Annotated in this window: 13 protein-coding genes; all 13 read left to right on the top strand. The window is 67.7% G+C overall.

All coding sequences use genetic code 11. The annotated features are described in order from the left end of the window. Nucleotides 1-32: 32 nt before the first annotated feature. Nucleotides 33-1,247, top strand: a complete 1,215-nt coding sequence (flgE, locus tag IG196_RS23295) for a flagellar hook protein FlgE (protein WP_192193202.1) — start codon at nt 33-35, stop codon at nt 1,245-1,247. Nucleotides 1,248-1,260: 13 nt separating this feature from the next. After that, nucleotides 1,261-2,007 (top strand): flagellar basal body rod protein FlgF, encoded by a 747-nt coding sequence (locus IG196_RS23290; RefSeq protein WP_192193201.1) that lies wholly within the window; start codon nt 1,261-1,263, stop codon nt 2,005-2,007. A 24-nt stretch (nt 2,008-2,031) separates the two neighbouring features. Continuing rightward, on the top strand, nt 2,032-2,814 hold the full coding sequence (gene flgG / locus IG196_RS23285) for a flagellar basal-body rod protein FlgG (RefSeq protein ID WP_192193200.1): 783 nt from the start codon (nt 2,032-2,034) through the stop codon (nt 2,812-2,814). Next, nucleotides 2,814-3,509: a flagellar basal body L-ring protein FlgH gene (locus tag IG196_RS23280; protein ID WP_192193199.1), complete on the top strand. Its 696-nt coding sequence runs from the start codon at nt 2,814-2,816 to the stop codon at nt 3,507-3,509. The genes flgG and IG196_RS23280 overlap by 1 nt, the downstream gene beginning before the upstream one ends. Before the next feature lie 149 nt (nt 3,510-3,658). Beyond that, entirely contained in the window at nt 3,659-4,717 is a 1,059-nt protein-coding gene (locus IG196_RS23275) for a flagellar basal body P-ring protein FlgI (protein WP_263864222.1), read from the top strand. 10 nt (nt 4,718-4,727) lie between these two features. After that, nucleotides 4,728-5,720 carry a flagellar assembly peptidoglycan hydrolase FlgJ gene (flgJ, locus tag IG196_RS23270; protein WP_192193198.1) on the top strand — a complete coding sequence of 331 codons (993 nt, stop codon included), beginning with the start codon at nt 4,728-4,730 and terminating at the stop codon, nt 5,718-5,720. Between the two features lie 75 nt (nt 5,721-5,795). After that, complete coding sequence (locus IG196_RS23265; protein WP_192193197.1) at nt 5,796-7,361, top strand: methyl-accepting chemotaxis protein; 1,566 nt, start codon at nt 5,796-5,798, stop codon at nt 7,359-7,361. Between the two features lie 7 nt (nt 7,362-7,368). Further along, the gene (locus IG196_RS23260) at nt 7,369-7,650 is read left to right on the top strand and encodes a hypothetical protein (protein ID WP_192193196.1); all 282 of its coding nucleotides are present in this window, start codon (nt 7,369-7,371) and stop codon (nt 7,648-7,650) included. A gap of 186 nt (nt 7,651-7,836) precedes the next feature. Next, nucleotides 7,837-9,420, top strand: a complete 1,584-nt coding sequence (locus tag IG196_RS23255; RefSeq protein WP_192193195.1) for a methyl-accepting chemotaxis protein — start codon at nt 7,837-7,839, stop codon at nt 9,418-9,420. 15 nt (nt 9,421-9,435) lie between these two features. After that, on the top strand, nt 9,436-11,058 hold the full coding sequence (locus IG196_RS23250; RefSeq protein WP_192193194.1) for a methyl-accepting chemotaxis protein: 1,623 nt from the start codon (nt 9,436-9,438) through the stop codon (nt 11,056-11,058). Between the two features lie 16 nt (nt 11,059-11,074). Then, a complete protein-coding gene (locus IG196_RS23245) occupies nt 11,075-11,581 on the top strand; it encodes a chemotaxis protein CheW (RefSeq protein ID WP_192193193.1) in 507 nt (168 codons plus the stop codon). A gap of 10 nt (nt 11,582-11,591) precedes the next feature. Continuing rightward, nucleotides 11,592-13,310 (top strand): methyl-accepting chemotaxis protein, encoded by a 1,719-nt coding sequence (locus IG196_RS23240; protein ID WP_192193192.1) that lies wholly within the window; start codon nt 11,592-11,594, stop codon nt 13,308-13,310. A gap of 125 nt (nt 13,311-13,435) precedes the next feature. Then, nucleotides 13,436-15,388, top strand: coding sequence for a flagellar hook-associated protein FlgK (gene flgK, locus IG196_RS23235; protein ID WP_263864221.1), 1,953 nt, complete (start codon nt 13,436-13,438; stop codon nt 15,386-15,388). Nucleotides 15,389-15,394 lie beyond the last annotated feature (6 nt).

Genomic DNA, 15,394 nt, shown 5'->3' with positions numbered 1-15,394 from the left:
TCTTCTTCCTCGCATCGAACAAGGACCCTCTCATGAGTTTTTCCCAAGGCATCAGCGGACTCGGCGTGGCCGCGGCAAACCTCGACGTCATCGGCAACAACATCGCCAACTCGGGCACGGTGGGCTACAAGTCGGCCGCCGCCGCCTTCCAGGACGTGTACGCCGGCTCGCGCGTGGGCCTGGGCGCCTCGGTGTCGGGCGTGACGCAGAACTTCACGCAGGGCGTGACGCAGTCGAGCACGCGCCCGCTCGACGTGGCCATCCTCAACGGCGACGGCTTCTTTCGCCTGGCCAGCCCCAGCGGCGAGGTCTTCTACTCGCGCAACGGCCAGTTCACGCGCGACAAGGACGGCTACATCGTCAACGCGCAGGGCCTGCAGCTCACCGGCTACGGCGCCAATGCCAGCGGCGGCATCAGCGGCGGCACGCCGGGGCCGATCCAGGTGCAGGGCGGCATGATGCCGCCCAAGCCCACGGCCAACGTCGACGCGCAGTTCAACCTCGACGCGCGCAGCACGGTGCCCACCAAGACGCCGTTCAGCCCCACCGACGCGGCCACCTACAACTACCCGAACGCCATCGGGCCCATCTACGACTCGCTGGGCAACCCGCATGACGTGGCCGTGTACTTCGTGAAGACGGCGGCCAACACCTGGAACGTGTACGGCACCTCCGACGGCGCACCGCTGAACGGCGGCGCCGCGCTGTCCAACGTGACCTTCGATGCCAAGGGCGTCATGACCGCACCGGCCTCGGGCGCGTTCAACATCGGGCCGCTCACCTTCACCAACGGCGCCTCGCCGCTCACCACCTCGGTCGACCTCACGGGCACCACGCAGTTCGGCAGCGCCAACGGCATGAGCAAGCTGGGCCAGGACGGCTACAAGTCGGGCGAGCTCACCGCGTTCTCGATCAACCCCGACGGCACCATCACCGGCAAGTTCTCCAACGAGCAGACGCGGTTGCTGGGCCAGGTCGTGCTGTCGTCGTTCGCCAACCCGAACGGCCTGGAGCCCAAGGGCAACAACGTGTGGGCCGAGACGCAGGCCTCGGGCAATGCGCTCACCGGCACGCCGGGCGAAGGCACCAAGGCCGGCTCGCTGGCCTCGGGCGCGCTGGAGTCGTCCAACGTCGACCTGACCTCCGAGCTGGTGAACCTCATCGTCGCGCAGCGCAACTACCAGGCCAACGCGCAGACCGTGAAGACGCAGGACCAGGTCATGCAGACGCTCATGAACATCCGCTGACCGGGAGCATCGCGTGGATCGAATGCTGTATGTCGCCATGAGCGGCGCCAAGCAGGCCATGGAGCAGCAGGCCGTGGTCGCCAACAACATGGCGAACGTCTCGACGCCGGGCTTCCGCTCGCAGATCGCGACCTTCCGCGCCGTGCCCGTGGTCGGCGACGAAGCGCCCACGCGCGCCTTCGTGGCCGCCACCACGCCCGGCGCCGACTTCACCTACGGCCCGCTCACGCAGACCGGCCGCGCGCTCGACGTGGCCGTGGGCGGCGAGGGCTGGCTGGTGGTGCAGGCGGCCGACGGCGGCGAGGCCTACACGCGCGTCGGCAATCTGCAGATCGGCGCCGACGGCCAGCTCACGACGATGGGCGGGCGCCCCGTGGTGGGCGACAACGGCGCACTCACCGTGCCGCCGGGTTCGGCCGTGAGCATTGCGTCCAACGGCCTCGTGGGCTCGCGCGACGCGGCCTCGACCGTGCTCACCGGCATCGCCGAAGTGGGCCGGCTCAAGCTGGTCAACCCGCCGACGGCCGACCTCGTGCGCGGCGACGACGGCCTGTTCCGCATGCGCGCCGACCTGCCGCCGGCCGAGGCCGACGAGGCCGTCACGCTGATCTCCGGCGCCATCGAGGGCAGCAACGTGCAGCCGGTCGATGCGATGGTCGCAATGATCGCCAACGCGCGCAGCTTCGAGATGCAGATGAAGTCGCTGCAGACCGCCGACATCAACGCGCAGACCGCCAACAAGCTGCTGGCCTACGGCTAACCCCTTCGCAGGAATTCTTTCGAAATGATCCGCTCCCTCTACATCGCCAAGACCGGCCTGGACGCGCAGCAGACGCAGCTGGACGTCGTGTCGAACAACCTGGCCAACGTCGGCACCACCGGCTTCAAGCGCAGCCGCGCCGTGTTCGAAGACCTGGTCTACCAGAACCTGCGCCAGGTCGGCGGCCAGAGCTCCGACCAGACGCGCCTGCCCTCGGGCCTGCAGGTCGGCACCGGCGTGCACGTGGTCGCCACCGAGCGCATCCACTCGCAGGGCAACCTCACCAAGACCGACAAGCCGACCGACGTGGCCATCAGCGGCAGCGGCTTCTTCCAGGTGCTGATGCCCGACGGCACCACCTCGTACACGCGCGACGGTTCGTTCCAGACCGACCGCGACGGCCAGCTGGTCACGGCCAGCGGCTTCCCGGTGCAGCCGGCCATCACCATCCCGGCCAACGCCACCAGCATCACCGTGGGCCGCGACGGCATCGTGTCGGTGGTGCAGGCGGGCGCCACCAACACCGTGCAGGTCGGCCAGCTGCAGCTTGCGACCTTCGTCAACCCGACCGGCCTGCAGAGCCAGGGCGAGAACCTGTATGCCGAGACCGACGCCTCGGGCGCACCCAACCAGGTGAACCCCGGCGTGGACGGCGCGGGCACGCTGAGCCAGGGCTATGTCGAGGCCTCCAACGTCAACGTGGTGGAAGAGCTGGTCAACATGATCGCCACCCAGCGCTCGTACGAGATCAACAGCAAGGCGGTCCAGACCTCGGACCAGATGCTGCAGCGCCTGGCCCAGTTGTGATGCGTGCGGGGGAGCGTCTTCTTCGCCGGGCGGCGGCGCTGCTGCTCGTGGCCACGCTGGCCGCCGGCTGCGCGCAGGTGCCGCGCGAGCCGCTGGTGCACCAGCCGATGACGGCACGCGCCGACCAGTACGCGGCCGTGCAGGCGCGGCGCGCGCCCGGCGCGATCTTCCAGGACGGCCCCGGTGCCAACGCGCTGTTCGAAGACCGCCGCCCGCGCAATGTCGGCGACATCCTCACGATCCTCATCAGCGAGAAGGTCAACGCGACCAAGAACTCGGGCGCCAATGCCAGCCGCACGGGCAACACGACCGGCGTGTTCGCGGCCATTCCCAAGCTCATCGGCGGCCTGCTCGACGGGCAGGAGACCAAGCTGTCGGGCACCAACACGCTCAACGCCAAGGGCGGCGCCAACGCCAACAACACCTTCAACGGCGTGATCACCGTCACCGTGACCGACGTGATGAGCAACGGCAACCTGCTGGTGAGCGGCGAAAAACAGATGGGCATCAACCAGGGCACGGAGTACATCCGCTTCTCGGGCGTGGTGAACCCGCGCACCGTGTCGGGCAACAACACCGTGCCCTCGACGCTGGTGGCCGATGCGCGCATCGAGTACTCGGCCAAGGGCTACATCGATGAAGCCCAGCACATGGGCTGGATGCAACGCATCTTCTTGAACGTGATGCCGTTCTAATGACTAACCCCCAGTCTTCGCGCACTTCGTGTCGCTACGCCAACCCCCTTGCAGGGGGCGATGCCTGCGGCCCGGCAAAGCCGGTTCCGCGGCATCCCACGAATGATTCGGCTCGCTGGCGCATCGCGGCGCTTGCGGTGGTCGCGTCCATGTTTTTTGCGCCTGCGCATGCAGAGCGCCTGAAGGAACTCGCCAGCATCCAGGGCGTGCGCGACAACCCGCTCATCGGCTACGGCCTCATGGTCGGCCTGGACGGCACGGGCGATCAGACGATGCAGACGCCGTTCACCACGCAGAGCCTGAACAACATGCTGCAGCAGCTGGGCATCACGATCCCGCAGGGCGTGAACATGCAGCTGAAGAACGTGGCGGCCGTCATGGTGACGGCCACGCTGCCGTCGTTCGCGCGGCCGGGCCAGAACATCGACGTCACGGTGTCGTCCATGGGCAATGCCAAGAGCCTGCGCGGCGGCACGCTGCTGATGACGCCGCTCAAGGGCGTGGACGGCGCGACGTACGCCGTGGCGCAGGGCAACATGGTGGTCGGCGGCGCGGGCGCGTCGGCCAACGGCAGCAAGGTGCAGGTCAACCAGCTGAGCTCGGGGCGCATTCCCGCGGGCGCGCTGGTGGAGCGCACGGTCGAGGCGCCGGTGGGCGCGGAGGGCTCATTCACCATCGAGCTGAACCGCTCCGACTTCGGCACCGCACAGCGCGCCATGGACGCGATCAACCGCCAGTTCGGCGCCGGCACCGCCGAGGCGATGGACGCGCGCGTGATCCGCGTGCAGGCGCCCGAGCCGCAGCGGCGCGTGGGCTTTCTCGCGCAGCTGCAGGAGCTCGAAGTCACGCCCACGCAGGCGGGTGCGCGCGTGGTGGTCAATGCGCGCACGGGCTCGGTCGTGATGAACCAGGCGGTGCGCGTGAAAGACTGCGCCGTGGCGCACGGCAACCTGTCGGTGGTGATCAACACCGAGCCGGTGATCAGCCAGCCCGGCGCGTTCTCGGGCGGCAGCACGGTGGTGGCCCAGACCTCGCAGATTTCCGTCAACCAGGGCGGCGGCGCGATCCAGATGGTGCGCGGCGGTGCCTCGCTGGCTGATGTGGTGAAGGGGCTGAACAGCCTGGGCGCCAACCCGCAGGACCTGGTGTCGATCCTGCAGGCCATGAAGTCGGCGGGTGCCTTGAGCGCCGAACTCGAGATCATCTGAGGACGACGGCATGACGATCTCTGCCAACACCGCATGGACCGGCACCGATGCGGCCAGCCGCAGCGGCGCGCTCGACCAGCGTTTTGCGCTCGACGTGCAAGGCGTCGATGCGCTGCGGCGCACCGTGCGCACCTCGCCCGAAGAGGGCCTGCAGCAGGTCTCGCGCCAGTTCGAGGCACTGTTCATGAACATGGTGCTCAAGAGCATGCGCGAGGCGACGCCCTCGAGCGGCCTGCTCGACAGCCAGGACCAGAAGGTCTATTTGTCGATGTTCGACCAGCAGCTCACGCAGAACCTCTCGGGGCGCGGCGTCGGGTTGGCCGAGGCGATGCTGGCGCAGCTGCGGCGGCAGATGCCTTCGGCGGCACCGGAGGCCGACGATGGCATCGGCACGCGGCCCCTGTCGCTCGAAGCGCCCCCCTGCCTGCCGTACGGTCCGCGCGCGGGCATTCCCATCGGCTCGGCGCCTGGCGCGCGCGTGTCGACGGCGGCCGACCTCGGCGTCTATCAAATGAAGAGCGGCCCCGCGCCCGCCGCCAACGCCTCGCTGCAAGGCCAGGTCGATGCGTTCGTGGACCGCATGGGCGCCTCGGCACAGGCGGCCAGCGCCGCCAGCGGCGTGCCCGCGCCGCTGATCCTGGCGCAGGCCGCGCTCGAATCCGGCTGGGGCAAGCGCGAGATCCGCGCGGACGACGGCACGCCCAGCTTCAACCTTTTCGGCATCAAGGCCGACAAGGGCTGGAAGGGCGCGACGGTCGAGACCACGACCACCGAGTACATCGACGGCGAGCCGCAGAAGGTGCGCGCGAAGTTCCGGGCCTATGCCTCGTACGAGGAGGCCTTCACCGACTACGCGCGCTTCATCACGCGCAACCCGCGCTACGCGAACGTGCTGGCGACCGCCGACCCGGCGCAGGCCGCGCACGGCCTGCAGCGCGCGGGCTATGCCACCGACCCGAAGTACGGCGAGAAGCTGGTTCGCATCATGCAGAAGTTCGGCTGAGCCGCTCGCACAGCCTGACTTGACTGCCCGGACCCGAGAACAACGACACCAGAGGCCCCGAGAGGAGACAAGCGAATGACGATCAAGAATTGGACGACCGGAATGCGGCTGGGTGCCGGCTTTGCGCTGGTGCTGGCGCTGCTGGTGGCCGTGGCGGGCATCGGCGTGCTGCGGCTGCAGGACGTGGGCGAGGCCACGAAGGACCTGGCCTCGCGCACCTTGTCGAAGGAGCGCTTGGCCACGGCCTGGCAGCTGGGCACGGCCACCAACAGCGTGCGCACCTTCTCGCTGCTCAAGAGCGACGACGCACAGGTGCAGGCCTACCTGCAAAAGCAGATTGCCACCACCAGCGCCACGATCTCCGAGACGCAGACGGCGCTCGAGGCGCTGCTCAGCACGCCCGAAGAACTGGCATTGAGCGCCGACATCCAGAAGCGGCGCGGCGACTACATCGCGCTGCGCAAGCAGATCCTCCAGCTGAAGGCCGACGGCCAGAAGGACGAGGCCGCGACACGCACCGACACGCAGCTGCTGCCGATGCTCGACGGCTACGACGCGAGCATCCGCGCCATGGTGACGCACCAGCAAAAGCACATCGACAGCACGGCCGCCGCCATCGACGCGCAGTACCGCGCAGGCCGTCTCTACATCGTCGCGCTGGCCGCGGCCGCGCTCGCGCTGGGCGCGGTGCTCGCCTGGCTGCTCACGCGCAGCATCGCCCAGCCGATCGCCGAGGCACTGCTGATCGCCGAGACCGTGGCCTCCGGCGACCTGAGCCAGGAGTTCGAGACCGACCGCGGCGGCGACTTCGGCCGGCTGCTGCGCGGCATGGGCGAGATGGAAGACACGCTCACCGACCTCGTGACGCGCATCAAGGCCTCGACCGATTCGATCGCGGTGGCGTCGCGGCAGATTGCGGCGGGCAACCAGGACCTGTCGTCGCGGACCGAAGAGCAGGCGAGTTCGTTGGAGCAGACGGCCGCGTCGATGGAAGAGTTGACCTCGACGGTGAAGCAGAACGCGGACAACGCACGGCAGGCGAATCAGTTGGCAGTGTCGGCTTCGGAAGTGGCGGTGAAGGGCGGCGCTGTGGTGTCGCAGGTGGTGGACACGATGGGGTCGATCAATGCCTCGTCCAGGAAGATCGTGGACATCATCGGCGTGATCGATGGCATCGCGTTCCAGACCAACATCCTGGCGCTGAATGCGGCTGTTGAAGCGGCGCGCGCGGGTGAGCAAGGCCGTGGTTTTGCAGTCGTCGCTTCCGAAGTTCGCAGCTTGGCTCAACGCTCCGCAGCCGCCGCCAAGGAAATCAAGACCCTGATCGGCGACTCGGTAGAGAAGGTCGAAGAGGGGAGCAAGCAGGTCGCAGAAGCCGGCCGCACGATGGAAGAGATCGTGGGCAGCGTGAAGCGCGTGACCGACATCATGGGTGAGATCACAGCAGCCAGCCAGGAACAGACCTCGGGCATCGAGCAGATCAACCAGGCGATCACGCAGATGGACCAGGTGACGCAGCAGAACGCGGCGCTGGTCGAGGAAGCCTCGGCGGCGGCGCAGTCGCTGCAGGAGCAGGCCGGCGCCCTGGTGGAGGCCGTGAGCACTTTCAAGCTCGACGCTGACGAAGCCGTCGCGGCTTGAACGCCCCGTGTCCACGCATTTCCATCCGAAAGCCGTGCGCCGCGTCGGCATGGGCTTCGCCGCATTGCTCCTGCTGCTGGCGGTCGCGGTCTTCCTCGGCTTCCATGTCGGCACCGGATGCGCCTGGGCACTCCATGCCGTGTGGGCGCTCGCGGGTGCGGCCTGCCTGACCGGCCTTGGCCTCGCGGGCCTCGCAGCGCATGCGCGGGCCCGTGCGAGCCGCCACGACGCCAAGGTCGCCGAGCGACTGGACCGGGTGTTCCAGCACGTCAACGCCACCGACGCCTGACAGAAACGCATGCGCCCGCGTTCCGATTTGCACCGAACTTTAGAAAAAAGACTCAAGTCTGGCGCCGCGCTGCCGATAACAGGGAGACGGGGTGGCGCAGGCCGCCCCGACATGAAGCCATGTCATGCCGGTGGCCCGCCGCGCGATGCGGCCACCGCTCCCCGTTATTGAAGGAAGAAAAGCGCAATGAGTTTGAAGGATCTGAAAATCGGCACCCGCCTCGGGCTCGGCTTCGCGGCGTTGCTGCTGCTGATGGCGTTCATTGCAGGCACCGGCGTGCTGCGCCTCACGAACGTGGGCCAGGCGACCGACGAGATGGTGCAGGGCGCGCTGGTCAAGGAGCGCCTGGCGACCGAATGGCTCAGCCTGCTCAAGTCGAACACCGTCGCCAACTACGCGATGGTGAAGACCACCGATCCCGAGATCGCGGCCTATTTCGCCAAGCTCCAGGCGGCCGGTTCGGCGCGCATCACGCCGGCGCAGAAGCAGCTGGAGGCGATGCTCGCCAGCCCGGAAGAAAAAGCGCTCTATGCCGCGGTGGTCGCGGCGCGCGTCGTCGTGCTCGAGACCGTGGGCACGCTCAACAAGCTGAAGGACGAGAAGAAGCTCGACGAAGCCAATGTGCTGGTCGACACCAAGTTCAGCGCGGCGCTCTCCGTCTATGCCAACGCCGTCGAGAGCCTGGCCAACCACCAGCGCGAGAAGATCGACGCTGCCGCCAAGGGCATCGCGGCCGACCACACCGAAGGCCGCACCACGCTGCTCGCGCTGTCGGCCATCGCCCTGGTGCTGGGCGCGCTGTTCGCCTGGCGCCTCACGCTGGGCATCGTGCGTCCGCTGGGCCATGCGCTCGAAGTGGCCGAGACGGTGGCGGCAGGAGACCTGAGCGCGAACATTCGCGTGGAGAGCCGCGACGAGACGGGCCAGCTGATGCAGGCGCTGAAGGACATGAACGCGAATCTCGCCAAGGTGGTGGGTGAAGTGCGCACGGGCACAGAGACGATCGCCACGGCATCGGGGCAGATCGCGTCGGGCAACCAGGATCTGTCGTCGCGCACCGAAGAGCAAGCCAGCTCGCTGGAGCAGACGGCGGCATCGATGGAAGAGTTGACCTCGACGGTGAAGCAGAACGCGGACAACGCGCGGCAGGCGAACCAGCTGGCTGTCTCTGCATCCGAGGTCGCTGTCAAGGGCGGCGCGGTCGTGTCGCAGGTGGTGGACACGATGGGCTCGATCAACGCATCGTCCAAGAAGATCGTCGACATCATCGGCGTGATCGATGGCATCGCGTTCCAGACCAACATCCTGGCGTTGAACGCGGCTGTTGAAGCCGCACGCGCCGGCGAGCAGGGCCGAGGCTTTGCGGTGGTTGCTTCTGAAGTTCGCAGCCTCGCTCAACGCTCCGCCGCAGCCGCCAAGGAAATCAAGACCCTCATCGGCGACTCGGTAGAAAAGGTCGAAGAGGGCAGCAAGCAGGTCGCAGAAGCCGGCCGCACGATGGAAGAGATCGTGGGCAGCGTGAAGCGCGTGACGGACATCATGGGCGAGATCACGGCGGCGAGCCAGGAGCAGACCTCGGGCATCGAGCAGATCAACCAGGCGATCACGCAGATGGACCAGGTGACGCAGCAGAACGCGGCGCTGGTCGAAGAAGCGTCGGCAGCGGCGCAGTCGCTGCAGGAGCAGGCGGGCAGCCTGTCGCAGGTCGTCGGCGTGTTCCGCCTCGGCGGCGGCGGCCACGGCCGCAGCAACGCCTTGGCGCTGGCTTAAGGCGACACACCGGCCATGCGTGTCAATCTGCCCGTCACCGACATCGAATACGAACTGTCGAAGGAAGAGGCCCTGGTGTCCCGCACCGACCTCAAGGGCCGCATCACCTACGTCAACCCGGCCTTCGTCGCGGCCAGCGGCTTCGCGGCCGCCGAACTGCTGGGCAAGGCGCACAACATCGTGCGCCACCCCGACGTGCCGCCCGAGGCCTTCGCCGACCTGTGGCGCACCTTGGACCAGGGCCTGCCCTGGACCGGCCTCATCAAGAACCGGCGCAAGAACGGCGACTTCTACTGGGTGCTCGCCAACGTCACGCCGATTCGCCACCAGGGCCGCGTGGAGGGCTACATGTCCGTGCGCAGCCGTCCCGCGCGCGAGGACGTTTTGGCCGCCGATGCGCTCTACCGCCGCATGCGCGAGGGCGAGGCCAAGGGTCTCGAACTGTTGCAGGGCGAGGTGGTGCGCAGCGGCTGGGTGCGTCCGCTGGCGCGGCTGCGGCGCATCCCCGTGCGGCGGCGTGTGTTCGGCGTGACGGTCGCGGCGGCTGCGCTGTCAGCGGGCCTGGGCGCGATGGGCTGGATGGAAGCGTCCCGCCTGGTGGCCGCGTCCGGCGCGCACAGCTGGCTGCCCAACGCCGTGGCAGCGGGCAGCCTTGGTGCCGCACTGGCGTGGCTGAGCCTCGGTGCGTTCCTCGGGCGCACGGTCTTCCGTCCGCTCGATGACGCCATCGAGGTCGCGCGGACCATCGCGGGTGGTGACCTCGTGCGTTTCACGGTGCGACCCGGCGACGAGATCGCGGGGCTGCTGCGCGCGCTGAACCAGATGAGCGCCAACCTCTTCGCGATCGTCGCGGACGTCGGCGCGAACGTGGCGGGCGTGATGTCGGCGTCGAGCCAGATCGCCTCGGGCAACCAGGACCTGTCGTCGCGCACCGAGCAGCAGGCCAGCTCGCTCGAACAGACGGCCGCATCGATGGAAGAGCTGACCTCGACCGTGAAGCAGAACGCGGACAACGCACTGCAGGCGAACCAGCTGGCTGTCTCCGCCTCCGAAGTGGCGGTGAAGGGCGGCGCCGTGGTGTCGCAGGTCGTGGACACGATGGGCTCGATCAACGCCTCGTCGAAAAAGATCGTCGACATCATCGGCGTGATCGACGGCATCGCGTTCCAGACCAACATCCTCGCGCTGAACGCGGCCGTGGAAGCCGCGCGCGCGGGCGAGCAGGGCAAGGGCTTTGCGGTGGTCGCGTCGGAGGTGCGCAGCCTCGCGCAGCGCTCGGCGGCTGCCGCGAAAGAAATCAAGACCCTCATCGGCGACTCGGTGGAGAAGGTCGAGGCGGGCAGCAAGCAGGTGGCCGAGGCCGGCCGGACCATGCAGGAGATCGTCGGCAGCGTGAAGCGCGTGACCGACATCATGGGCGAGATCACCACGGCGAGCCAGGAGCAGACCTCGGGCATCGAGCAGATCAACCAGGCCATCGCGCAGATGGACCAGGTGACACAGCAGAACGCCGCGCTGGTCGAAGAGGCCACGGCCACGGCGCAGTCGCTGCAGGAACAGGCCGAGGGCCTGGTCCGGGCCGCAGGGGTATTCAGGACCGGGGCGGGCGAGGGTGCCGGCGTCCGGGATGCGTATTGAACGAGGAGAAGAACACATGCTGAACCACACCAGAGACAACACATCGCCGTCCGCATCCGCCGCGGCCAACCGCCTGGAGGTCGTGACCTTCAAGCTTGGCGACGAGGAATACGGCATCGACATCCAGAAGGTGCAGGAGCTGCGTGGCTACGACGCCGTGACGCGCATCGCGAACGCGCCCGACTACATCAAGGGCGTGGTCAACCTGCGCGGCATCATCGTGCCGATCATCGACATGCGCATCAAGTTCGAGCTGGGCGCACCCACCTACGACCAGTTCACGGTGGTGATCGTGCTGAACATCTCGGGCCGCGTGGTGGGCATGGTGGTGGACAGCGTGTCGGATGTGATCACGCTCACGGCCGAGCAGATCAAGCCGGCGCCCGAGATGGGCTCGGTGCTCGACACCGACTACCTGATCGGCCTGGGCACGCTGGATGAACGCATGCTGATCCTGGTGGAAATCGACCGGCTGATGTCCAGCGAAGAGATGGGCCTCATCGAATCCGCCGCCACCGTTTGAGGACCACCCCATGACATTCTTTTCGAACCTTCGCATCGGCACCCGCCTGACCCTCGCCTTCGGCATCGTGCTGGGGCTGTCGATCATCTCCAGCGCCGTGGGGCTGATGTCCGCGCACAAGAACGCCGAAGCCACGCGCATCATGATGCAGAGCCCGCTGGCCAAGGAGCGGCTCATTTCCGACTGGTACGTGCTGACCTACTCGGCCATTGCGCGCACTTCGATGATCGCGCGCACCACCGACGAGGCGCTGCCGATGCTGTTCGCCGACGTGATCTCCGAGAGCGTGAAGAAGGGCACCGAGACCATGGCCAAGGTCGAGGCGCTGCTGGTCACCGACGAAGAGAAGGCGACCTACAAGTCGATCGTCGAGCTGCGCGCCAAGTACCAGGCCTCCAAGGACGACGTGACCCGCGCCAAGGCCAGCGGCAACACGGTCGAGACCGTGCGTGCCTACCAGCTGTCGTTCCAGCCGGCCGCCAAGGCGTATGAAAACCGCGTGCTCGAACTGCTGGCCATCGAACGCCGCGCCATCGACGACATGAGCCACGCCATCGACGCGGCGAATGCGAAGAGCTTCAACCTGCGGCTGCTGCTGACGGCGCTCACGGTGCTGTTGGGCGGCCTGTTCGCGTTCTTCATCTCGCGCAGCATCGTGCGCCCGCTGGCCAAGGCCGTCGGCGTGGCCGAGACCGTGGCCGCCGGCGACCTGAGCGCGAACATCCGCGTGGACAGCCGCGACGAGACGGGCCAGCTGATGCAGGCGTTGAAGGACATGAACACCAATCTGGCGAAGGTGGTGGGCGAGGTGCGCACGGGCACGGAGACGATCGCCACGGCATCGGGGCAGATCGCTTCGGGCAACCAGGACCTGTCGTCGCGCACCGAAGAGCAAGCCAGCTCGCTGGAGCAGACGGCGGCATCGATGGAAGAGCTGACCTCGACGGTGAAGCAGAACGCGGACAACGCGCGGCAGGCGAATCAGCTGGCCGTCTCCGCTTCGGAAGTCGCCGTCAAGGGCGGCGCTGTGGTGTCGCAGGTCGTGGACACGATGGGTTCGATCAACGCCTCGTCCAAGAAGATCGTGGACATCATCGGCGTGATCGACGGCATCGCTTTCCAGACCAACATCCTTGCGTTGAATGCTGCTGTGGAAGCGGCACGCGCCGGCGAGCAAGGCCGAGGCTTTGCGGTCGTGGCTTCGGAAGTCCGCAGCCTCGCACAACGCTCTGCCGCAGCCGCCAAGGAAATCAAGACGCTGATCGGCGACTCGGTGGAGAAGGTCGAAGAAGGCAGCAAGCAAGTCGCCGAGGCGGGCCGCACGATGGAAGAGATCGTGGGCAGCGTGAAGCGCGTGACGGACATCATGGGCGAGATCACGGCGGCGAGCCAGGAACAGACCTCGGGCATCGAGCAGATCAACCAGGCGATCACGCAGATGGACCAGGTGACGCAGCAGAACGCAGCGCTGGTCGAGGAAGCGTCGGCCGCGGCGCAGTCGCTGCAGGAGCAGGCCGGCAGCCTCGTGCAGGCCGTGAGCGTCTTCAAGCTCGACGCGAACGCGGTCGCTACGACCCGCGCCAGCTTCACGCGCATCACGCCGATTCCCAAGCCGCCGAAGCCGACGCCCAAGCCGCGCGCCAAGGCGCTGCCCACGCGCCGGGAACCGACTGGCACACCACAGCTCGCGATGGCCGGCGACGCCAAGGGCGACTGGTCGGAGTTCTGAGAAAGACGGCATGAATGTGTGCGCCCTCAACTTCGGGCGCGCGCTGCCGATAACTACGGGGAGGCATCGCGCGCGATGCCGCTCCCACACACCCCTTTGACAGGTAAAGCCTTATGTCCGGAAGCATGTTCTACACAGGTCTGAGCGGCCTCGCGGTCGCCCGCACCGCGCTGATGACCACGGCCCACAACACCGCCAACGTGTACACGGCCGGCTACAGCCGCCAGATCGCGCAGATCGCCACGGCCGGCGGCATTGCCAGCGGCTCGGGCTTCATCGGTTCGGGCGCCAACGTGACGACCGTGGCGCGCAGCTACGACCGCTACCTCACGGCGCAGCTGGCCACCGCGCAGTCGCAGTCGGCCGCGCTGGCCACCAACGGCGTGCAGGTCAACCGCATCGACACGCTGCTGGCCGACAAGACCTCGGGCATTGCGCCGCTGATGCAGAGCTTCTTCACCAGCGTGCAGGGCGTGGCCAACACGCCGGCCGACCCGGCCGCGCGCCAGCAGATGATCAGCGCGGCGCAGTCGCTGGCCAGCAAGTTCCGCGCAACCGACCAGTACCTGTCGGACCTGAACACCTCGGTCAACGAGCAGATCGTGGGCAGCGTGAGCCAGATCAACACCTACGCCGCCAAGATCGCCAGTCTGAACCAGCAGATCAGCCAGATGAGCGCCGTGGCCGGCGGCCAGGCGCCGAACGACCTGCTCGACCAGCGCGACCAACTCGTGAGCGAGCTGAGCCAGGTGGTCGACGTGCGCGTGCTGCAACAGGACGACGGCAAGTACAACGTGTTCATCGCCACCGGCCAGTCGCTGGTGGTGGGCGACCATGCGTCGAAGATGGCGGCGATGGCGTCGTCGTCGGACCCGACGCGCCAGGTGGTGGCCCTGTCGGGCTTTGCCGGCAACACCGTCGAGCTCGACGACAGCGCCTTCACCGGCGGTGTGCTCGGCGGCCTCCTGGCCTTTCGCAAGGACACGCTGATTCCCACACAGAACGCCATCGGCCGGCTCGCCATGTCGGTGGCCGACGCGGTGAATGCGCAGCACAAACTGGGCGTGGACCTGAACGGCGTGCTGGGCCAGAACTTCTTCTCGCAGGCCGTGCCGGGCACGATCGCCAATGCGGGCAACACCGGCAACCTCGAATTCGGCGCCACGCTGAGCGATGCGTCGAAGCTCACGACCAGCGACTACAACGTGAGCGTCACCGACGTGGCGGGCACGCTCACCTACACGGTCACGCGGCTTTCGGACAAGACGCCGATGGGCAGCTTCACGACCTTCCCGATCAGCTTCGACGGTGTGAGCCTCACGGCCGCGAGCGGCACGGCGCAGGCCGGCGATTCGTTCCTGGTGCAGCCCATGCGCACCGGCGCGCGCGACCTCGACGTGCTGGTGCGCGACCCCGCCAAGGTGGCCGCCGCATCGCCCGTGATCACCGGCAACACCGCGGGCAACAAGGGCAGCGGCGCGCTGGGCGCGGCCACGGTCGACGCCGCCTACCCGGGCTCGCCGCTGGCCGGCAACGTCACGCTGAGCTTCAATGCGGGCACCGGCACGCTGTCGGGCTTTCCGGCCGGCTCGGCCGTGACCGTCACGCGCGCCGACGGCACCGCCACCAGCTACCCGGCCGGCACGCCCGTGCCGTACACGGCGGGCGCGAAGATGAGCTTCGACGGCATCACCGTGAGCATGACCGGCGCGCCCGCGCAAGGCGACACCTTCACCCTCGGCAAGAACACGGGCGGCGTCTCCGATGGCGGCAACGCGCTGCTGCTGGGCGCGCTGCAGCGCAAGACCACCATGTCGAACGGCACCGCGACCTTCAACGGCGCCTACTCGCAGCTGGTGAGCGACGTCGGCAACCGCGCCATGTCGATCAAGGTCGCCGCCACCACGCAAGACAGCGTGACCGGCCAGATCAAGGCCAGCCAGCGCGCGATTTCCGGCGTCAACCAGGACGAGGAAACCGGCAACCTGCTGATGTTCCAGCAGATGTACCAGGCCAACGCCAAGGTGATCCAGACCGCCTCGGCGATGTTCGACGCCATCCTCGGCATCAGCAACTGAGCCCCA

The sequence above is a fragment of the Variovorax sp. 38R genome, assembly GCF_014843395.1.
Taxonomy (GTDB): domain Bacteria; phylum Pseudomonadota; class Gammaproteobacteria; order Burkholderiales; family Burkholderiaceae_C; genus Variovorax; species Variovorax paradoxus_H.
The sequence above is the reverse complement of the archived record's forward strand: the minus strand, read 5'-3'. Positions and strand labels throughout refer to the sequence as shown.